At 65.7% G+C, this 20,053-nt stretch carries 18 protein-coding genes and 1 tRNA gene; 8 read left to right on the top strand and 11 right to left on the bottom strand.

Annotation, left to right across the window (positions count from 1 at the left end):
* Positions 1 to 85 precede the first annotated feature (85 nt).
* Positions 86 to 919 carry a LysR substrate-binding domain-containing protein gene (locus ACX80M_RS01910; protein ID WP_459308527.1) on the bottom strand — a complete coding sequence of 278 codons (834 nt, stop codon included), beginning with the start codon at positions 917 to 919 and terminating at the stop codon, positions 86 to 88.
* 91 nt (positions 920 to 1,010) lie between these two features.
* Here ACX80M_RS01910 and ACX80M_RS01905 point away from each other — a divergent pair, with 91 nt between their 5' ends.
* Positions 1,011 to 2,297 carry an MFS transporter gene (locus ACX80M_RS01905; protein WP_252598327.1) on the top strand — a complete coding sequence of 429 codons (1,287 nt, stop codon included), beginning with the start codon at positions 1,011 to 1,013 and terminating at the stop codon, positions 2,295 to 2,297.
* A gap of 121 nt (positions 2,298 to 2,418) precedes the next feature.
* On the top strand, positions 2,419 to 2,922 hold the full coding sequence (locus ACX80M_RS01900) for an Lrp/AsnC family transcriptional regulator (RefSeq protein ID WP_252598328.1): 504 nt from the start codon (positions 2,419 to 2,421) through the stop codon (positions 2,920 to 2,922).
* On the opposite strand, the gene ACX80M_RS01895 is transcribed toward ACX80M_RS01900, so the two are convergent.
* On the bottom strand, positions 2,919 to 4,160 hold the full coding sequence (locus ACX80M_RS01895; protein ID WP_459308524.1) for an MFS transporter: 1,242 nt from the start codon (positions 4,158 to 4,160) through the stop codon (positions 2,919 to 2,921). The genes ACX80M_RS01900 and ACX80M_RS01895 overlap by 4 nt on opposite strands.
* Before the next feature lie 168 nt (positions 4,161 to 4,328).
* On the opposite strand from ACX80M_RS01895, the gene ACX80M_RS01890 reads away from it, so the two are divergent.
* The 3 genes from ACX80M_RS01890 to corA are packed head-to-tail and all read left to right on the top strand — an operon-like array spanning position 4,329 to position 6,297.
* Complete coding sequence (locus ACX80M_RS01890; RefSeq protein ID WP_252608971.1) at positions 4,329 to 4,865, top strand: Lrp/AsnC family transcriptional regulator; 537 nt, start codon at positions 4,329 to 4,331, stop codon at positions 4,863 to 4,865.
* 9 nt (positions 4,866 to 4,874) lie between these two features.
* On the top strand, positions 4,875 to 5,300 hold the full coding sequence (locus ACX80M_RS01885) for a DUF1761 domain-containing protein (protein WP_459308521.1): 426 nt from the start codon (positions 4,875 to 4,877) through the stop codon (positions 5,298 to 5,300).
* A 1-nt stretch (position 5,301) separates the two neighbouring features.
* Positions 5,302 to 6,297, top strand: a complete 996-nt coding sequence (gene corA / locus ACX80M_RS01880) for a magnesium/cobalt transporter CorA (protein ID WP_252608967.1) — start codon at positions 5,302 to 5,304, stop codon at positions 6,295 to 6,297.
* A gap of 37 nt (positions 6,298 to 6,334) precedes the next feature.
* On the opposite strand, the gene ACX80M_RS01875 is transcribed toward corA, so the two are convergent.
* The 5 genes from ACX80M_RS01875 to galU form a co-directional block, all read right to left on the bottom strand.
* The gene (locus ACX80M_RS01875; protein ID WP_459308519.1) at positions 6,335 to 7,930 is read right to left on the bottom strand and encodes an ABC-F family ATP-binding cassette domain-containing protein; all 1,596 of its coding nucleotides are present in this window, start codon (positions 7,928 to 7,930) and stop codon (positions 6,335 to 6,337) included.
* A 71-nt stretch (positions 7,931 to 8,001) separates the two neighbouring features.
* Positions 8,002 to 8,074, bottom strand: a tRNA-Ala gene (locus ACX80M_RS01870).
* 139 nt (positions 8,075 to 8,213) lie between these two features.
* Positions 8,214 to 9,119 (bottom strand): hypothetical protein, encoded by a 906-nt coding sequence (locus ACX80M_RS01865; RefSeq protein WP_252598653.1) that lies wholly within the window; start codon positions 9,117 to 9,119, stop codon positions 8,214 to 8,216.
* Positions 9,120 to 9,267: 148 nt separating this feature from the next.
* Entirely contained in the window at positions 9,268 to 9,885 is a 618-nt protein-coding gene (locus ACX80M_RS01860) for a GNAT family N-acetyltransferase (protein WP_252567513.1), read from the bottom strand.
* Positions 9,886 to 9,890: 5 nt separating this feature from the next.
* The gene (gene galU / locus ACX80M_RS01855; protein ID WP_058931809.1) at positions 9,891 to 10,796 is read right to left on the bottom strand and encodes a UTP--glucose-1-phosphate uridylyltransferase GalU; all 906 of its coding nucleotides are present in this window, start codon (positions 10,794 to 10,796) and stop codon (positions 9,891 to 9,893) included.
* A 107-nt stretch (positions 10,797 to 10,903) separates the two neighbouring features.
* Here galU and ACX80M_RS01850 point away from each other — a divergent pair, with 107 nt between their 5' ends.
* From ACX80M_RS01850 to cpaB, 3 genes are all read left to right on the top strand, one after another.
* Positions 10,904 to 11,524 (top strand): 5-formyltetrahydrofolate cyclo-ligase, encoded by a 621-nt coding sequence (locus ACX80M_RS01850; RefSeq protein ID WP_252598334.1) that lies wholly within the window; start codon positions 10,904 to 10,906, stop codon positions 11,522 to 11,524.
* A gap of 115 nt (positions 11,525 to 11,639) precedes the next feature.
* Entirely contained in the window at positions 11,640 to 11,903 is a 264-nt protein-coding gene (locus ACX80M_RS01845; RefSeq protein ID WP_111908424.1) for an FmdB family zinc ribbon protein, read from the top strand.
* Positions 11,904 to 12,001: 98 nt separating this feature from the next.
* Positions 12,002 to 12,748: a Flp pilus assembly protein CpaB gene (gene cpaB, locus ACX80M_RS01840; RefSeq protein WP_252598335.1), complete on the top strand. Its 747-nt coding sequence runs from the start codon at positions 12,002 to 12,004 to the stop codon at positions 12,746 to 12,748.
* A 19-nt stretch (positions 12,749 to 12,767) separates the two neighbouring features.
* On the opposite strand, the gene ACX80M_RS01835 is transcribed toward cpaB, so the two are convergent.
* From ACX80M_RS01835 to ACX80M_RS01820, 4 genes are all read right to left on the bottom strand, one after another.
* Positions 12,768 to 16,874, bottom strand: coding sequence for an AAA family ATPase (locus tag ACX80M_RS01835; RefSeq protein ID WP_459308515.1), 4,107 nt, complete (start codon positions 16,872 to 16,874; stop codon positions 12,768 to 12,770).
* Positions 16,875 to 17,003: 129 nt separating this feature from the next.
* The gene (gene guaA / locus ACX80M_RS01830; protein WP_252598337.1) at positions 17,004 to 18,593 is read right to left on the bottom strand and encodes a glutamine-hydrolyzing GMP synthase; all 1,590 of its coding nucleotides are present in this window, start codon (positions 18,591 to 18,593) and stop codon (positions 17,004 to 17,006) included.
* 100 nt (positions 18,594 to 18,693) lie between these two features.
* Complete coding sequence (locus tag ACX80M_RS01825; RefSeq protein ID WP_252598338.1) at positions 18,694 to 19,194, bottom strand: DUF3817 domain-containing protein; 501 nt, start codon at positions 19,192 to 19,194, stop codon at positions 18,694 to 18,696.
* A complete protein-coding gene (locus ACX80M_RS01820; protein WP_252598339.1) occupies positions 19,191 to 20,042 on the bottom strand; it encodes an SURF1 family protein in 852 nt (283 codons plus the stop codon). Before ACX80M_RS01820 ends, ACX80M_RS01825 begins: the two co-directional genes overlap by 4 nt.
* Between the last annotated feature and the right edge of the window lie 11 nt (positions 20,043 to 20,053).

The raw sequence follows: 20,053 nt of genomic DNA, 5'->3' as shown, positions 1-20,053 counted from the left end.
GAACTTTCCCTGCAAAGCCGTCTCAACCTCTGCACCAATGGCCATAGCACCACCATAGAGCCAAAACGACGAAACGCTGGCTTATTTACTGACGCGTCCTAAGTTCAACCCAGCCCAGGTTGCCCGTTTCCGGACTGAGGTGGCGCCCCGGCGCACTGCCCCCGGGCGGCAGGATGCTGACGCCGAGTCCCGCGGCGACCAAACCACGGGCGGTGTGGGTGTCCTGGCTTTCGAAGGCGATCCGCGGCCGGAAGCCTGCCTCGCGGAACAAGGCATCCGTCAGTGACCGCATGCCGTACCCCGGCTCCAGCGCGATGAAGGGGTCCCTGCGGATGTCCTGCATCCTGACGGCGTCCCGTCCGGCCAGCGGGTGGCCGTGGTGAACCACCAGCCGGAGGGGCTCACGGTAGAGCGACGCCGAAGAGATGGTGCTGCTTGCCGCCGGAACAGGGGCGGTCAGTGCCAGGTCCGCCTGACCCGAGGCCAGCCCCGCCAGGCAGGTGTCCCGCGCCCCCTGGCTGAGGATGAAGCCGGCCTCCGGGTGGCGGCTGCGGAAGGCACTGATGAGCAGGGGCAAGGTGGCCTCCCCGAACGTGTGCTGAAAGGACAGCGACACCTTCCCCCGCACCACGTCCGACTCGTGCCGGACCAGGTCCAGTCCGGCCTGGAACTCGGTCAGGGCCGACTCGATGTACGGCAGCAGCGTCCGGGCGGCCGCTGTCAGGCGGATGCCCCGTCCGTCCCGGATCAGCAGTTCTGTTCCGACGACGGCGCTGGCCCGGGACAGCGCCCGGCTCACCGTTGACTGGGGTACTCCCAGGAGCTCGGCCGTTTCAGTGACGTGCTGGGTCCGGCCCAGTTCAGCCAGGATGGGGAGCAGCGGCAGGAGCTTCACCAGCTGTTTGTGGTCCGAGTGCATCGGCTCCACCTTTCAAACGTTCCACTCTGGATATGAAATGTGCCTAAAAGATGCATTGGAAGCATACATTGCCGAAGCCTACCCTTGAGCTATGCCACTGAATACCGCAGCCCCAGGAACTTTCAGTCCAGCGCAGGATCCCTGGGCGGGACATCCCAAAGGCTCCGCTGCCTACAACAAGATTCTGGCCGGCCTGGCCTTCGCGGGCGTGGCAACGTTCGCCCAGCTCTACTCCACCCAGGCGGTCTTGCCGCTCCTGGCGGCAGACCTGAAGGTGACCGCGGCAGAGGCCGCGCTGACCATTTCGCTGGCCACGGTGGGCCTGGCTATCACCGTCATTCCGTGGTCCTTCCTCGCGGACAGGATCGGCAGGGTCAAGGCCATGGCATGGGGCATCTCCGCCGCCACTATCCTGGGCTTGCTGGTACCGCTCGCCCCCACTTTCGGCGCCCTGCTTGCCTTGCGGCTGCTGGAAGGCATGGCGCTGGGCGGGATCCCGGCCATCGCCATCGCCTACCTGAACGAGGAAGTGAACAGGGCCCATGCGGCCATGGCCGCAGGCAGCTACGTTGCCGGCACAACGCTGGGCGGGCTGGCCGGCCGGCTCGTGGCAGGCCCGGTAGGTGAGCTCTGGGGCTGGCGCACTGCCGCCCTGGCTGTGTCCCTGCTGGCAACAGTGGCCGCGGTGCTCTTCCTGGGTCTGGTACCGCAGGCGAAGGGATTCACCGCCGCCAAGGCCGCCGGGCTGCGCGGTGCCATGGCGACGCTCGGCGGGCATGTGCGCAATCCCCGGCTGCTGGCGCTCTACACGCAGGCCTTCCTGATGATGGGCGGGTTTGTGGCCGTCTACAACTACCTCGGCTTCCGGCTGACCGCTGAGCCTTTCACGCTGCCTGCCACCCTGATCAGCCTGATCTTCCTTGCGTACCTTTCCGGAACGTTCTCTTCCCGCTGGGCCGGCGGGTTGACGGCCAGGTTTGGCCGCAGGAATGTACTGCTGGCTGGCATCGTCCTGATGGTGGCCGGGCTGGCGCTGACGCTTACGCAGCTGCTCGCCCTGATCCTTGCTGGCCTGGTGATCTTCACGGGCGGCTTCTTCGCGGCGCACAGCATCGGCGCAGGCTGGACCGGAAACATCGCCACCACCGGCCGCGCCCAGGCATCGTCGCTCTACAACCTGGCCTATTACCTGGGCTCGAGCGTCATCGGCTGGGCGGGCGGACTGGTGTTCCAGTCCCTGGGCTGGACGGCGCTTGCCGTGGCAATCATGGCCCTGGCATGCATCACAGCGGTGACAGTCGCCGTCGTACATCCCCGGGGGAACGACGAAACCGCACGGGCCGCCACACAAGGGCAGGCGGACGCCGCGCGGCCGTAGAACTATCCGCCATTAAATGGCATGTGTGTCTGGCGGTTGTTCGGCAGGGATGGTTGCGTTCCGGGGTGATCAACAGGAATCCGGCGTCTAGGATGAACTGACGGACATTCAAGGAGATTCCATGAGCAGCAACCCAAAAAGCATCCGGCCGGCCAGCCACGTTGAGCCGCTGGATGCCATCGATGAACGGCTTCTGGCCGCCCTGGTGGACGATGCCCGGATCTCCAACAAGCAGTTGGCAGAACTGGTGGGCATTGCACCGTCCACCGCGCTCATGCGGACCCGCGCATTGTCCGAACGTGGCATTGTCCAGGGATTTGAGGCGAAGCTCAGACTCTCGGCCATCGGCAGGTCCGTCCAGGCGCTTGTGGCCGTCCGGCTGCGGGCCCACGACAGGGACCAGATCGACCGCTTTACAGCCCGCGTTCCGCACCTGCCCGCGGTCCTCTCCACCTTCCACACGTCAGGCTCCGTGGATTACCTGCTGCACATCGCCGTTGCCAGCACCGAGGACCTACGGGACTGGGTCCTGGACAATCTCGCCACCGACCCCGTGGTGGGCCACACCGAGACCACCCTCGTCTTTGAGCACATCCAGGGGAACCACGGCCCGCTGCCGGACTAGCCTGTCCGCTGCAGCGCCGTCCGAAGCGTGACGGCGGACAGCGCCAGTGCGGCGGCGCTGCACAGCACCACGAAGCCCGCGACCGCCGTCGGCAGCCCGAACACCGCGGTTGCCCAGCCCAGCCCGATGACCGGTACGGCGCTGCCCAGGTACGTGATGACATAAACCGTGCTGATGACCTGGGCGTGCTGTGACGGTTCCACCTTGGCGGCCACATCATTGAAGACCGTCCGGAAGGCGACCCCCTGGCCCAGCCCCGCGCAGACGCTGGCAACGGCCATCAGCAGCGGACTGCTCCAGGCGGCCGCTGCAGCCAGGAGCAGCACCGAGGCTCCCAGGACCGCCAGCCCCACGGGCACTACAAAGCGGCCCCGCACGGACAGCACCTGGCTCAGGGCGGAGGCGGCCAGCGTCAACCCGGCCAAGGCGCCGATCAACGGCCGTGAATCGATCTGAATGATCGGGGCGAAATAGGCCGGTGCCAGCGAGAGGCAAAATCCAAAGACGGAGAAGCTGAGGAAGCCGACGGCGGCCGCAAGCCAGAAAGCGCCCCTCGCCTCGGTGGATACCGAAGGCCGGCGGGGAGCCAGGACCAGGACCGGCCGACGGCCGACCGGAGGCTTGATGGCCGGCCGGGCCTGAAGCAGGTACAGCGGCACCAGCATTGCCGCCAGGACGAGCGAGTGAACATAGTACGGGGCCGTGGTGGGCCCGGGCAGCAGCGACAGCAGGCCGCCGATGACCGGACCGGCCGCCACGCCTCCCGCCGTCGCCAGCAGTGTGAAACGGGTGGCCCACTCCGGCCGGGTCGGGAGCAGTTCCCGCAGTGCGGCTGCGCTGGCACCCGTGGCCAGGGCAACGGCCACACCCTGAAGGGCCCGTCCGGCAGAGAGCGCCACCAGGTTTTCGGCCTGCGAGAAGACCCAACTGCCCGCCAGTCCGGCGAGTACAGCCAGGATGAGCGCCGCCCGCCGGCCGATGTGGTCCGACCAGTGCCCGGCCAGCATCAGCGTTGCCACCAGGGCCAGGACATAGCTGGCAAAGGCCGCCGTGACGCCGAGTGCCGAGAGGCCAAGGTTTGCCTGGAGCAGCGGATACAGGGGCGTGGCCAGGTTCGCACCGACCAGCAAGGTGAAGATGACGGCGCAGGCCATCGCCAGCCGTGCGGTGGTGGATGCATCCCAGCCCTGACGCCCGGCGGTAGCCGGACGCATGCGGAGTTCATTAAAGACTGTCATTGGCGCTGCCTTGGCGTCGACCGGGGAGGGAGGTCCTTGTGGGAGGCCGCCCCCGGGGGAAATTGATATCTATAGAATGCTTCAGAGGTGACGGTTTGGGCGCTTGTCCGTGGAACAATTGAGCAAAATACGCAATTCTTTACGGCGCCAATAACTGAAAGTGACAGTTTGCCTACCCTTGATCCCACTGACCTGAAGATCCTCCTGGAACTCATCCACGATCCCCGCATCCAGATCGGCGAGTTAGCCGAGGCGCTGGGGATTGCGCGCAACACAGCGCAGTCGCGGGTCCGGCGCCTGCTCCGGGCCGGAGTGCTGCACGACGGCGGCCGCGAGATCGACCTCGAGGCCGTGGGGTACGACGTCGTCGCCTTCGTTACGATCGAAGTGACGCACCGGGAACTGGACGGAGTCGTGGGCGCCCTCCGGCTGCTCCCCCAGGTCCTGGAGGTCCATGAGATCTCGGGGCGGGGTGACGTGTGGTGCCGTGTGGTGGCCACCGATACGCACAACTTGCAGTCCGCCCTCCGCCAGATCCTCCGCATCAAGGGCGTCATCCGGACCGAAACTGTCCTGGCTCTCCACACCCATATTCCTTACCGGACCGAACCCCTGATCAGGCGCCTCGCACAGGCCGTGCCCGGCACCCCAACACGGCCCAAGCAATTGTCCGGGCGCGGCGGCGGGCCCGCCGAAGGCAGTTAGGATTCCAGCATGGATTGGCTTTCGCATATTTCACAGATCAACTGGCTCGCCGTGGCGCTGGCCTTCATCTCGAGCATGGCCATCGGCTTTTTCTGGTACATGCCGGCCGTGCTGGGCAAGCGGTGGATGGCCGCCATCGGAAAGACTGAAGAGGACCTCAAGAACATCAGCGGCGGCGCGGGGATCTGGGTTCCCATGATGGTCACCGCCGCCCTGACCGCCGTCCTGCTGGCTGTCCTGATCAGCAAGCTGGGCCTGGACAACGCTGTGGCGGGCGGCGGGTTCGCCCTGGTGCTCGCGCTGGTGTTCCGCGCCGGCGGGCACGTCATCCATAACGGGTTCGCCGGCCGCCGGACAACGGTCACCCTGATCGATTCCGGACACGACCTGCTCGCCATGACGGTGGCCGGCGCGATCATCGGGGCAATGTCCTGACGTGACCATCATCGACAATGCCGTCTACGTGGACGGCGTCCGCAGCGCGGAACCGGAGAGCCTGGAACAGACCTTCGAAACGCTCGCCGAGCACGGGGGCATGGCCTGGATCGGGCTATACCGGCCCACGGCGGCGGAAATGACGTCCGTTGCCACCGAATTCGGGCTGCACGCCCTGGCTGTGGAGGACGCCATCTCGGCGCACCAGCGGCCCAAGCTTGAGCGCTACGAGGACAACCTCTTTACGGTGCTCCGCCCGGCGCGGTACCTGGACGCCACCGAGACCGTGGAGTTCGGCGAGCTGCACATCTTCACGGGCCGGAATTTCGTGGTCACCATCCGCCACGCCGAAATGGCCGGCGTCGCCCGGGTGAGGCGCCGCTTGGAGGGCCGACCCGACCTGCTCCGACACGGCCCGGAAGCCGTCCTCTACGCGCTGCTGGACCTGGTGGTGGACGACTACGCACCGGTGGTGGCCGGGCTGGAAAACGACATTGACGAGATCGAGGACCAGCTCTTCAGCGGGGACACCACCGTCTCCCGCCGCATCTATGAACTGGCCCGCGAAGTGATCCAGTTCCAGCGCGCCATCCATCCCCTGCCGGACATGATGCAGCAGCTCAAGCGTGGCTTTGAAAAGTACGGCGTGGACTCTGAACTGCAGCACAGCCTGCGGGACGTCGAGGACCATGTGGAGAGAGTCATCTCGCGCGCCGATTCATTCCGTGATCTGTTGCAGAACGCCCTCACGCTGGACGGAACGCTGACCGCCAACCGGCAGAACCAGGCCAGCGCCGAACAGAACGAACAGGTGAAGAAGATCTCCTCCTGGGCGGCGATCTTCTTTGCACCGTCCTTCGTGGCCGGCGTCTACGGAATGAACTTCGACCACATGCCCGAACTCCACTGGGCCATTGGCTACCCGATGGCCATCGCGCTGATGGCCGGCACCGCAGGCCTGATGTACGCCATTTTCAAGAGGAAAGGCTGGCTGTAGGGCTGGCGGCTCCGGGGCCCCCGGGCTCCGCCGAACCTCAGGCGACGTGGAGTTCCACACTCCCGTGGCCTGAGTCTGCAGCGCTGAATACCAGCCGGCGGTTGGCAATCTTGTCGGTGAAGAAGCGGTCGTGGCTGACCACAACCACTGCTCCCGGGAAATGCAGCAGGGCGCGTTCCATAACTTGGGTACTGGAGAGGTCCAGGTGGTTGGTCGGCTCATCCAGCAGCAGCACCGAAGCACCCGAGAGCAGGCATTGGGCCATGGCCACACGGGCGCGCTGGCCGCCTGAGAGGTTGCCGATCTTTTGCTTGAGATCAGCTTCGGAGAACTGGAACATGGCAAGGAACCTGTTCACCGACTTCTTCGTCGCAGTCAGGGCCAGGCTGTCAGGCATCGCGTTGACCGCATGGGTGACCGTGTCGTCGTCGTCCAGTTCTTCCAGGACCTGGTTGTAGGAGACCATTCCGGCGCCCTTGGCCCAGGCCACGCTGCCTGAATCGGCTGGCTCTTCGCCGGTGAGTGCCCGGAGCAGCGTGGTCTTGCCGCTGCCGTTGGATCCGATGACGGCGATGCGGTTGCCGCGCCCGATCTCGAAACTGAGGCCGCTGAACAGCGTACGGCCGCCGTAGGCCTTGCTCAGGGATTCCACCCGGCACAGGACATCCTTGACGTACAGGCCGCCGTAAATCTCCGTGATGATCTGGTCCACGGGCCGTGGCGCCCGGGACTTCTTGATCCTGGCCAGCTGGTTTGCCCGTCCCTTGCCGGCCGCCTTGGCCGCTTCCCGCCGGTCGGAGATGCCTTCGGCCTCGAAGGCCAGCAGCTCGGACTCGTGAACGAACTGGCTCTCCAGGCTCTTGAGCTTGAACTGCTTCGCCACCACGTATTCGGCGAAGTTTCCCGGGTATTCGTGGAGGTGGAAGTTCTCCACTTCGATGATCCGGGTGACAACGGAGTCCAGGAACTTCCGGTCGTGCGAGACGATGATCGCAGCGCCTTTGAAGGTCCGGAACCAGCCTTCGAGCCATTCGACGCCGGCCACGTCAAGGTAGTTGGTGGGTTCATCAAGCAGGAGGACGTCCGGGGCTTCCAGCAGGATCTTTGCCAGCGCTGCCCGGTTCCGCCAGCCGCCGGAGAGTTCATCGATGGCGCAGGTGCGGTGGTGGTCGCTGAAGCCGAGGGTGGTGAGCACTTTATCGATGCTGCGCTGATAGTCCCAGCCATCCAAACGGTCCATCGCCTCAAAGAGTTCCGACTGGCGGTGGATCAGCTCATCCAGCCGCGCTGCGTCGGAGGAGTCGGCGGCGATGGCCGCGTCGATGCCGGCAAGTTCGGCTTCGATCTCCTTGACGTGGGCGAACAGGCCGTCCAGGACCTCCGCTATAGTGGATTCGCCGTTCAGCTCCGAGAACTGGGAGAAGTAGGCGGCCTTGGTTCCGAGCTCGACGGCTACGGTCCCGGAATCGGGAGCCACCTGGCCTTGGATCAGCTTCAGGATGGTGGACTTGCCCGAACCGTTCTTGCCGATCAGGCCAACCCTGTCCCCGGCTTCAAGCTTGAAAAATGCTTCGCGGAGAACCTGGGTTTTGTCAAAGCTCACGTTGACGTCGTTCAGCCGGATCAAACTCATTGATGGTGTCCAATCCAGTGCTAGCTAACTGCGGGCCTGGGAAACACGGTTCTGGCCAGACAGATGATGTGTGGAGCTAAGGAGATTCGAACTCCTGACCTCTTCGATGCGAACGAAGCGCTCTACCAACTGAGCTATAGCCCCGGAACAGTCCGTGTCCCCGGGAAGGAACGGCGGTACCGGTGACCTTAGGCTACAAATTTTCGTCCCGCATTGCGAATTGACACTCCGCGCCCGCACTGACGACCGGGGCTCGTGCTGCTTGGGCGAACCTCGCGAGGTATCAGGCGCGGCGGCGCTGCAGGACGTCGTCGAGGTTGCTCAGGGCGCTCTGCGCCTTGGTGAGGGGCTTGGCGGCAGGCGCGGCGGGCGTGGCTGCGGTAACGCCCTGCTTCAGGGACGGCTTACCGACGGCTTTGGGCGCCTCGGGAAGGTCAAGCGGCTGGGGCGCCGGACGTTCGGCTTTGGCGGCCTCAACGTACACCGGCTTTGGCACGTCCACCGGTTCCCAGGTTGTGTCGGCCGGCGCCAGCGAAGCGGCGGCGGCGCTGGCATCTCCGGCGGCAACGGCGACGGCCAGTGCGGCTTCCCGGAGTTCCATCGCTGTCAGCGGCTTTGGCTTCGGCTTGGGCTGGTGGGCCTCTGCGTCAAAGAGCCGGCTTTCCGGCCGGGCTGCCGGACGCGCCGCGGTGTCCGTGGCGATAGATCCCTGACGCCGCACGGGGGCACTCATCGCTGAGCGGAACGCTGCGTTCACTTTGGCTTTGCGGTCACGCACAGCCAGGAAACGCAGCACGAAGACGGCTGCAATGGTGGTGGCAAGGCCGGCGACCGGCAGCAGGGCGCTTCCGATTCCGAACGGCAGAAGAACACCCGAAACAAACGCGGTCAGCAACGCCAGGACACCAATGAGGGCGATCCCCGTCCTGCCATAGCGGATCCGGAACGCGCCGCCCGTCGTAAAACTGCCGGACGTTTCCGTTGCGGTCTCGGGGCTCTTCCTGATCTCCATGGCTTTCTCCTGCTGGGCGGTGATGTTCAGTACCGTCCCGGCTCTCGGGTCCGATGATTCAATGGCTGGTACTTCCGCCAGGAAGTCGCCAGCGGCCTGGGCCTGGTGCCGGCGGTTCCGCAGAACATAGGGCGCAACCCATACGATCCAGAGCACAACGGCAACCACAAGGATCACTGAGCTGCTTAGGGGGAAGTCCACAATCAAAACCGTATGAGCATTAGGGCAGCCGCCCCCGCATTAGCCACGGTGTGTCGCCGGCAACGTGGCAATTCATTGGATTTATGACCTTGGAAGTACCCATGCCGGGTTCAGGTCCGGCGGGTCAGGACCGGGACGCGAGCCACGGGGCGAGCAGCCCCTCCGGGACCTCGTCAGCGGTCAGCGCGAAGGACCGGTGGTCCGCCCACTCGCCGTTGATGTGAAGGAAGCGTGGACGGTAGCCTTCGTCGCGGAAGCCCAGCTTCTCAACCACGCGCAGGCTGGGGCCATTCTCGGGCCGGATGTTGATCTCCATCCGGTGCAGGCCCATTGCTTGGAAACAATGGTCAGTGGCCATGGCCACCGCCGTGGGTGCGATGCCGTGACCGGCGCGCGCCTGGTCAACCCAGTACCCCAGAGTCGCCATCATGGCCGAACCCCACACAATCGAGGAAACAGTCAGCTGGCCAACGATGACCGGGGCGGCCAACCTGGGTGTGCGCTCAGTGATCAGGAACGGCAAGGCCGTCCCCTGGGCGGCCTGGATTTTCAAGGACCGCACCATCTGCCGGTAGTCAGGCAGGGCACCGCCAGGTGCCGGATTGGATGCTTCCCAGGGCGCCAGCCACTCGCTGTTGCGCCCACGGACCTGGGTCCATTCCTTCTTGTCCCGGTACCGGATGGGGCGCAGGATCAGGTCGCCGCATTCGAGTGTCACGGGCCAGATGGGTCCGGGGCGCACGGCAGTTATTTAGCGAGGCCGGCCGTGAAGCCCGGCAGCCACTCCCGCAGACCGGGGCCAAGGTCGTCGCTGTCAATGGCGAGCTGGACGCAGGCCTTGAGGTAGCTGAGCTTGTCACCGGTGTCGTAGCGGCGGCCGCGGAAGACCACGCCGTAAACTCCGTAGCCGTCACCTTCGCCGGCTGCCAGTTCCTGCAGGGCGTCGGTCAGTTGGATTTCCCCGCCCCGGCCGGGGCCAGTGTGCTCGAGTACGTCAAAAACTGCGGGGTGGAGGACGTAGCGGCCAATGACGGCCAGGTTTGAGGGCGCCTCGTCCACGCTGGGCTTTTCGACGAGCTTGTTGATCCTGACGTAGCCTTCACCGTCGATCTCCTGCACGTCGGCACATCCGTAGGCACTGATCTGGGAGGGCTCCACCTCGATGAGGGCCACCACCGATCCGCCGGTCTTGGACTGGACTTCGATCATGGTGCTGAGGAGTTCGTCCCGCGCATCGATCAGGTCGTCGCCCAGGAGGACTGCAAACGGTTCGTTGCCGACGTGCTGCTTTGCACGCAGTACTGCGTGGCCCAGGCCGTTGGGGTCACCCTGGCGGACGTAGTGGATGTCACCGAGGTTGCTGGCTGCCTGGATGGACTCAAGCTTCGCCAGGTCGCCCTTGGCTTCCAGGGTGTCCTCCAACGAAGGAACCCTGTCGAAGTGGTCCTCCAGGGCACGCTTGTTGCGTCCCGTGATCATCAGGATGTCGTTAAGGCCAACATTGACAGCCTCTTCAACCACGTACTGGATGGCCGGCTTGTCCACCACCGGGAGCATTTCCTTGGGCATGGCTTTTGTGGCCGGCAGGAACCTGGTGCCGAGTCCGGCAGCGGGAATAACGGCCTTGCGTACTGTCTGCTGAGTGGTAGTCACTGGACTAATCTAATGGAGGGGCTGACCATTCAGTAATTATTGGTGGCTCCTGAGCCGGCGCGGCGCAGACGCTGCAACGGCCACCCTAACGGCAGAGAAGGAGCGGCATGTCCCAAGGAAGTAGCGAAGCCAAGGCGGACATCCGCGCACGCCATCGTGCGCGCCGCGCCGCGACGGACGCCACCCAGCGCGACGCGGCCGGTGCCGCCCTGGCCGTCCACGGCGCCGCATGGGCCGAACAACTGACCGGTGGGACGCCGTCGACTTTTTGTGCCTACCTGGGCGTGGCCCCAGAGCCGCCCACGCTGCCCCTGATCAGCGAACTCCACCGCCGCGGCCACACCATCCTGCTCCCTGTCTGTGAACCCGGCCGCAGGCTGAGCTGGACGTACTGGACCCCCGGCGTCGAGTTTGTCCGCAGCCGCTATGCACCGGTGCTGGAACCTGCTGGACCTCGCCTTGACCTCGGCATCATGGCGTCCGTTGCTGCCCTCTTCATCCCCGCCACGGCCGTGGACAGGGACGGCAACCGCATCGGCCAGGGCGGCGGCTACTATGACGTGCTGCTGGCCGCCCTGGCCGGGGACGGCCTCGAGATCCCGTTTGCGGCCGTCGTCTTCGAATCCGAGCTGCTTCCGGCCGGAAGCATTCCCGCCGAAGACTTCGACCGGAGGGTTCCGGCCGCGCTCACGCCCTCAGGTTTGATCCGGCTGCCGGACCCGGCCTGAGGCAGGGCTACTTTCCGGGGTGATAGAATTGGCACTCAGGCCCTGCGACTGCTAATGGACAGTTTCCGCTCAACGCAGTACAGGACCTCTCGTTTGCCCCCGAGGAGGATCACCAGTGCCCACTTATGCTTACGCCTGCAAGGATTGCGGCCACGCCTTCGACGTTTTCCAGTCGTTTACCGACAGCACCCTGACTTCATGCCCGGAGTGCCAGGGCGCCTTGCGCAAGAAGTTCAACAGCGTGGGCGTGGTCTTCAAGGGCTCCGGTTTCTACCGGACCGACTCCCGGGATGCAAAGGGAAGCACCGTTTCGGCTGCCCCCTCCGCCCCCGCGGCCGCACCGGCGCCGGCACCTGCCACCGCCGCTGCGGCCAGCTGACCTCCGGTTAAAAAGACGTACGACGCCGGCGGCACAGTTGTCCACATAGGCACCTTCGCTCCTGTCGGACGTGGTTGCCGGTACGTAGCGTGGTTCGCATGCCCGCTACCCTCTTTCGTTCCAGCCGCGGATCCGCCCCGCCGGGACTCCCGGTCCGCCGCCCGCTCCCGTCAGCACGCTCGCGGGGCGCGGGTGGCCACAGGCTGTTGTCCTTGCTGGGCCGGAACCGGCGCCTCGCAATAGCGCTCCTGCTCTGCCTTGCTGCCGGGATAACGGTCCATCAGCTCACTCCCCCGCCCGCCGATACGGTCTCGGTGTTGGCGGCGGCGCGGGATCTCCCCGCAGGCACGGCCTTGACAGCCACGGACCTGACGGCAACGAAGATCCCGCCGGGGATGCTCACTGCCGGGTCTATGTCCGACACCGGTGACGCCGCGGGAAAGCAACTGGCAGCCCCGTTGCGGAAGGGCCAACTGGTGACGGACTCCCTGCTGCTGGGTCCCGGTCTCCTGACCGGAACGCCACCGGGCTCCGCTGCCGTGCCCTTGAGGATGGCCGATGCTTCCTCCATCCAGCTCGTATCGCCCGGGCAACTGGTCAACGTGGTGCTGACCGGGGCGAACGGCTACGACCAGCAATCCCCCTCAGAGGTGCTGGCTTCCTCCGTTCCCGTCCTGTGGACGTCAGGACAAGGCGGCAAGACGGGTCAGTGGTTGGGCACCGGCGAAACCGACGGGCTGATCGTCGTGGCAGCAGCCCCGGAGCAGGCTGCCCGGCTGGCGGGGGCCTCCACACAGGGTAAGCTGTTTTTCGTCCTGGTGGGACCCGAGGGCGGGGCCGGGTGACGCCGCTGCAGACTGGAGGTCAGCCCCAGTGCGGCGGCTTGTTTTCGTTCAGCCATGCGTCGTGATCGTTGTCGGGGCCATCGCCCCAGCGCTTCGGATCATCCTCCGCAGCCTTGTTGGGCAGGATGCCCGCGGCCCCAGGCAGCTGGCGCTCCGGCACAGCCGCGTTCCCGTTTCGTGCGTCGTCCGCCTGGTCGTTACCGTGTGTATCTGCCTGATCGGCGTTCCGTGGGGTCACAACAACCGCCTCCTCACTGGCCAGGCGTCCGGCCTGGTCGTCGTTCCCTTCGTTTCCTTCGCTCGCAAGCGCGAGCGGGTCCATGTCCTCGTCAAAGAACCCGCCCGAGGCCGTGCCCCGTCCGGGCGGCAGAACATTCTCAAGGCCCAGGTAACCCGCGATCCGGTCCGCGCAGGCGGACGGGTCCGTGAAGACTTCGATGGTCCACAGCGGCATGTACCGCCAGCCCATCCGTTCCAGCAGCTGCGGACGGAGCCGGCTCCGCTCACGGACACTCATGGTGCGGTATTGCTCCGTGCCGTCCGATTCGATGGCCACCGGCCGCGGAATCTCGGCGTCGTCCTGACCCATGGTGCTGAGCGGGTCTGCTGCGGCCACCACGTCAATCACGCCGTCGTACTGGTGCCAGACGCGGGCGCCGCGGGCACGCAGCCGGTCACCAAGATCGGCGACGAGGGGATCGGCCCCAAGCGCCTGCTCACTGGCGGCGGCACGCGAGGCCGGAGTTCCGAGATCAGTCTTTCCCGCAATCTCACGGTTGAGGAGCTCGTAGAAGTCCACCGCGCCGTAGGACAGCCGCGTGTGATCGAGGTCTTCGGGCTGGAAACACGTCAGGACGTGGAGTGAACGCCGTGCACGCGTCATCGCCAAAGCGAATTTTTCCCGCCCGCCCTCAGCGGACAGGGGTCCGAAGTTGTGCAGCGCCCGGCCGTGCGGAGTGCGGCCAAAACCGGGTGAGAAGATCACGTGGTCACGGACCAGGCCCTGCGCCCGCTCAAGGTCAACCACCCGGAACGACTCGGATCCTGCGCTGAAGAAGCTGGCCAGGCCCGGGTGGTTCGGGAGCTGAAGACGAATGGACTCACCGATCCGGGCAGCATGGCGAAGGCTGGCGGTGACCACTGCCAGCGATGTGCGCGGCCGTGTCCGGGCGTGCTCAAAGACCAGCTGCACCACCCGGTTGACCTCGGCCACCACGGATTCGACGCCTTCGTGGTCGGCACTGGGCAGTCCGGTGCCGTCGGGAAGGTACTCCACCAGGAGCGCCCTATCCAAGCCCGTGGCGGACTGTCCCTCGGGGAGCCTGCGGAGGGCGCCGTCGTAAGAGTTCTTGCTCAGCTGCAGGACCAGGTCCTCGTCAACCGCGCGGTAGACAAAATTCAACCGCCAGACAGGCAGGATGGCAGACAGCGCCGAGAACGCGCTTTCGACGCGCTGGTGGGCCGCTTCACCGGCGGCCAGCCGCTCAACACCCACAGTGAACGTCCGGGGGCTGGCAATCTTGTCATCACCGAAAGCAATGACCTGCCTGGCGCGGGCGATGGCGGGCAGGACGGCCTGCAGCGACGTCGCTTCGGCGTCCAGGATGACCACGGCGTCGAAGCGATGTTCGGCCGGCAGGAGCCCGGTCATGAGGTACGGGCTGACCGACCAGACCGGCACCAGCATGGGGACCAGCTCGGCGGCCTGGGCCGTCAGCGCGGCGAGGGTAACCCGGCCGTCCTTAAGCAGGCTCCTGAGGAGTTGGGCCTGGCGCGGGTGTTCCGCAAGCGCGGCCCGCCACCGGTCGGACAGGTCCCAGCGCAGGCGCGCCGCGCCGCTGGCAATATGGGCGTTGTCCGCGAGCCGGTATTCGGCCTCAAGCTGCCGGAGTGCGTCCCCGTCAGACATGGCCAGGTAATCGTCGCCGCTGATCATCGCTTCCAGCGCGGACTGCCACCAGGCCAGCTCAAGCTCGGCTGCGACGGACTCTGCGGGAACCTCCCGCTCCGCAAGATCGGCGAGGAGCTCCCCCAGGCCGTGCTCGCGCATGTTTTCCACAAGCAGCGTGCGCTCGGGCAGCGTTTTCAGCGTGTGGGTGTCGGCCACGAGCCGCTCCAGCCGCTCCATGAGTTCCTCATAGCGGGCCGTTGCCAGCGACCCGCCGGCCTGGGTGTGCCGGAGGGCTTCACCCAGCTGGGTCAGCTCCCGGTCCAGCGACCGGTACATCACGTTCATTTCGGCAAGGCCCGAGGGGACGGCCGGATGGCGCTGCGAGGTGGCGTAGCCGGACCAGAGGGCACGCTGGTCCTGCACCAGCACCAGCGAGCTGTGGAGATCGGTGATGTGGACGCCCGGACGGACGTACTCCTTCGCGACGCGGCGAAGGCGGGAACGCTGCATGGAGGCCATGTCGACATTCCGCTCCCGGCGCCAGGCGGAGGACGCCGTGGCGGAGATGAGATCGTTGACCGGCCTGTCGAAGATGTCCGGTGTGAACTTGTCGAGGCTTTCGCGGACAGCCACGAGGAGTTCGAGCTGCTCCCCCCACTCCGAGAAGGACGTGCCAAGCCGGATTTCGGCATGTTCGGCCACGCTGTTCATCCGGTCGCGCAGGACAGGCAGGTTCCTGGCCACTGACCGGGCGAGTTCCTGGGCCTCCTCGGTCTCCTTGCGGGTGAGCAGCCGGGCGCCGTGCCACGGGCTGGTAGTGGAGGCGCGGCTGAAGCTGCCAAGCTCGGCAGCGCGGCGAAGCCTGCCGGCGAGCTCGTTGCGGTCGCGGATGCTGTCCAGCACACTGCGCTTGAGCCGCACCGTGGTGGCGGGGGCGGGGTGGATGGAGGTCAGCTCGGCCAGTGACTGCATGGCCTGATACGGCGAGCAGCCCCAGCGCTGGCGCACGTTATGCAGGGACGCCACGTGGTCCATCAGGGCGTGCCGGTGCTCGGTGAGGGTCCGGTGGAGGTTCCCCAGCTGCGGTTCGAGTGACTTTTCGTTCCGTACGATGGCCCGCACCAGCTGGGCCTTGAGCTGCTGTGGTGTGGCTGTGCCGGAGAGCTGGAACAGGATGGATTCGAGTCCCAGCGATTCCAGTTGTGCCGATACTTCATTCAGGCTGGCCCGGCGGTCACCCACCACCAGGACTGACCGCCCAGCGTCCACCAGTGCACCGATGGTGTTGATGGCCGTCTGGGTCTGTCCCGTGCCCGGCGGGCTGCTGACCACCAGCGAGTCTCCTGCGCGGGCGGCATCAATGACGTACTGCTGGTCCGGATCGGCATCGAGAAGGAGGAGTTCGTCGTCCGGGTGGCGCGCGTCCACGCTCGGGAAGCGGGAGGGGTCCGGCGCGGGTACATCAATGACTTCACCGCTGGCCGCCTTGGCCAGGGCGGCGACCAGCGGGTTGCCCTCATTGATCCAGGGGTCGTCCAGGTTGCCGGAGAGGTCCGCAAAAGTGGACACCAGCAGATTGTGCTGGGCCTCGGCGCCATGGATGGGCCGGATGAGGGTTGCAAGCTTATCCAGGACAGGCTGGGGATCGAAGCGTGCGGTGCTGTACGCGAGGCGAGTCACGGCGTTGACGTCAAAAACAATGCCATGGATGGTCTTCAGGTGCCGGACAAGGGCCGGGTTGATGTTGGCCTGCTCGGTGAGCTGCAGTTCGTAGTCGTCCTCACCCGGGCGGACCGTGAGCGAGATTGCGGTGAGCATCACCGGCGCGGAAACCCGCTGGGGTTTGCCGCCAACAGCGGAGGTCCACACAACGGTGCCTGCGGAAAGGTAACCGGCATCTATGCCACGGTCATTACCGAGTTCGAAGATTTTCGAGCGGATGTTCCGCGATGCCCGGGCCGCGACGACGTACTGCTGGTGGTCGCGGATGAGTGTGGACAACCGTGTGCGGCGGCCGGCCATGAGCTGGGCCAGACCTGACGGGTGCGCATGGGTCAGGTCAATGGAACCTTCGGGGGTCTTGGTGAAACGCAGCATGGTGTCTGCCCCGGTGACGGGTTTAAGCCCGGACAGCCATTTTCCGAGCTCCTCAGAACCCTCCGCGTGGCCTTGACCAACTGACACTACTGCCTTCTTTTCTGCGTTTGCACGTGACGCCCTGGACCATACCGGCATACTTTCGAGCGTAGCCGCAAAGGAGCCGGGATGAGAGACCGCAACACTGGATCAGGCCAAATTGCGGCGGATTTCAACGGATGACAGCAATGGCCGGCCTCCGCTGACGGAGACCGGCCACTCACACTGTTATTCCCACTCGATGGTTCCCGGCGGCTTGCTGGTCACGTCCAGCACCACGCGGTTGACGCCTTCCACCTCGTTGGTGATCCGGTTCGAAATCCGGGCCAGGAGATCGTACGGCAGGCGGGACCAGTCCGCCGTCATGGCGTCCTCGGACGAAACGGGGCGGAGCACAATCGGGTGGCCGTAGGTGCGGCCGTCACCCATGACGCCCACACTGCGGACGTCGGCCAGCAGGACCACAGGCATCTGCCACACCTCGTTGTCCAGCCCGGCGGCGGTCAGCTCGGCACGCGCGATGGCGTCCGCCTTGCGGAGCAGATCCAGTCGCTCCTGCGTGATGTCGCCGACGATGCGGATTCCCAGGCCGGGGCCGGGGAACGGCTGGCGGCCGACGATTTCCTGCGGCAGGCCCAGCTGGGCGCCGACGGCGCGGACCTCGTCCTTGAACAGTGCCCGGAGCGGTTCCACCAGTTCGAACTGCAGGTCCTCGGGAAGGCCACCGACATTGTGGTGGCTCTTGATGTTCGCAGCACCTTCCCCGCCGCCGGATTCGACGACGTCCGGGTACAGCGTGCCCTGGACCAGGAACTTGATCTTCTCGCCATGGGCCGCGGCCTCGGCGATGATGGCCAGCTCGGCCTCTTCGAACGCGCGGATGAACTCGCGGCCGATGATCTTGCGCTTGGTTTCCGGATCGCTGACGCCGGCCAGGGCGGACAGGAAGCGCTCCTGCTCGTTGGCTACATACAGCTTGACGCCCGTGGCGGCAACGAAGTCGCGTTCCACCTGCTCGGCTTCGCCTTCGCGCAGCAGGCCGTGGTCCACGAACACACAGGTCAGCTGGTCGCCGACGGCCCGCTGGACGAGTGCCGCTGCAACGGCGGAGTCAACGCCGCCGGAGAGCCCGCAGATAACCCGGGCGTCGCCGATCTGCTTACGGATCCGGTCCACCTGCTCCTCGAGGATGTTCCCCGTGGTCCAGTTGGGCTCCAGCTTTGCGCCCTTGAACAGGAAGTTTTCCAGCACCTGCTGGCCATAGGCCGAGTGCTTGACCTCGGGGTGCCACTGCACGCCGTAGAGGGCCTTCTCTTCGTTGGCGAAGGCAGCCACTTCAGCGCCGGCCGTCGTCGCCAGCACTTCGAAGCCTTCGGGCGCCTCGTGCACGGAGTCGCCGTGGCTCATCCAGGTGTTCTGGTGCTGCGGCATCCCCTCGAGGACGGAGCGGCCCTCGCCGAGGATGGTGGTCTGGGTGGAGCCGTACTCGCGCAGGCCCGTCTTGTCGACCTTCCCGCCCAGGGCGTTGGCCATGGCCTGGAAGCCATAGCAGATGCCGAAGACCGGGATTCCGGCCTCAAAGAGGTCGGCGCCGACGGAGGGTGCCCCGTCCGCGTAAACGCTGGAGGGGCCACCGGAAAGGATGATGGCGGCGGGGTCCTTGGCCAGGAGCTGCTCGGTGGTGAAGGTATGCGGAACCACTTCCGAATACACATTCGCTTCCCGGACGCGGCGGGCAATCAGCTGCGCGTACTGGGCACCGTAGTCAACAACCAGCACCGGCTTCTGGGAAGTCTGGGATGCAGTGGGAGTAGTCACCGTACTAGCCTACTTTGCGCGGTTGCCCCGCCGCACATTCAGGACCGTGGGTGTGACGCAGTGAACGTCCGACGGCGGGACTCCCCCACCGCTGCAGCGTTCAGTACCGCTGTGCGGCCTGCGGGTTCGCGGCCAGTTCGGCTTCCACCTCGGCGTGCAACTTCTTCTCCACCACGAAGGACAGGAACGGCACCACGCCGCCCAGGGCCAGAAGGACGAGCTTCGTGAACGGCCACCGCATCAGAGTCCAGAGGCGGAAGTTGGAGATCAGGTACACCACGTACATCCAGCCGTGGACGATCAGCACGGCGACGGAGATGTTCGCACCGCCCACCACGCCCTTGGGCTCGGCGTCGGCGAAACCCAAGCCGAACGGTTGGCCCGTGACGGCGTTGGTGCCACCGGCAAACAGGTACTGGCCAAAGGCGTAACGTGCGATGAGTTCGGCGCAGAGCAGCAGCAGCATGGCGCCGGTGAGGTACGCCAGCACCTTGTAGAACTTCAGGGCGGAACGGATCTGCCGCTCGGTACCGCCGAAGCGGCGCTTCTTGCCCTTGCCCTGCGGAGAATCCTGCTGGACGGCCGGTTTCGGTTCGATCATGGCTTTACCTTTTGTTGGAGCTGTTCAGAAGTTGCTGGGGTGGGCGCTGTACCCAGGTGAGGATCGTCGTCGTGTTCCTCTTCGAGGTCCCGCCGATAGTCGTCCTTGACCAGGCGCCACCAGATAAACAGGGCGAAGCCGGCGAACACCACCCATTCGAGCGAGTAGAAGAGATTGAGCCAGTTGACCTGCTGCGCGGGCGGCTGGGGGCCGATTTCCAAGGGCTTCAGGGCACCATCAACCGCCGCGGCGGACAGGTCGGACCCGGACGCCAGTTCGGAAGCTGCGGCCACGAATCCCGGGTACATGCTGACGTCCCAGTAGTTGATGAGTTCGGCAACAGACACGGCGGAGGCGCGGCCGGCTTCCGGTGCGGTGGCCGGCAGCGGTGATTCTGACGGCAGCAGCCGTCCGGTCAGGTTCACAACGCCCGACGGCGGTGCGCCGGCGTCGTCGGGATCCGCCACCCAGCCGCGGGCTACTGGAATCCAGGTCTGGGGTGAAGCAGCGACGCCGGTGAGCGCGGGCGCTCCGGTCACGGCGAAGGCGGAAACCACCCAGTAGCCGTTCGCACCATTCTTCAGGCGGCCTGGCACCAGGACCTGTTTTGCGGGGTCGTAGGTTCCCTCGGCGGAGACCATCTGGTCTGACACTGAACCGGGGAAGAAGACTCCGGGCTCAAGCGTCTCCGTCAGCATCCTGACGTCCTCGGTGGCGGGACTGACCACAACTTCGGGCTGCGTGGACCGACCGAACTGCCACTGGCTGAGCAGGACAAACACCCCTGAGACCGCGATCGCGAAGACCAGGCCTGCGATCCATCGGGGCTTAAGGGCTGTTTTCCACACGTGTTAACCGT

The sequence above is a fragment of the Pseudarthrobacter sp. MDT1-22 genome (genome assembly GCF_054511035.1).
Note: the sequence above shows the minus strand (reverse complement) of the source record. Positions and strands in the feature narration are given on the sequence as shown.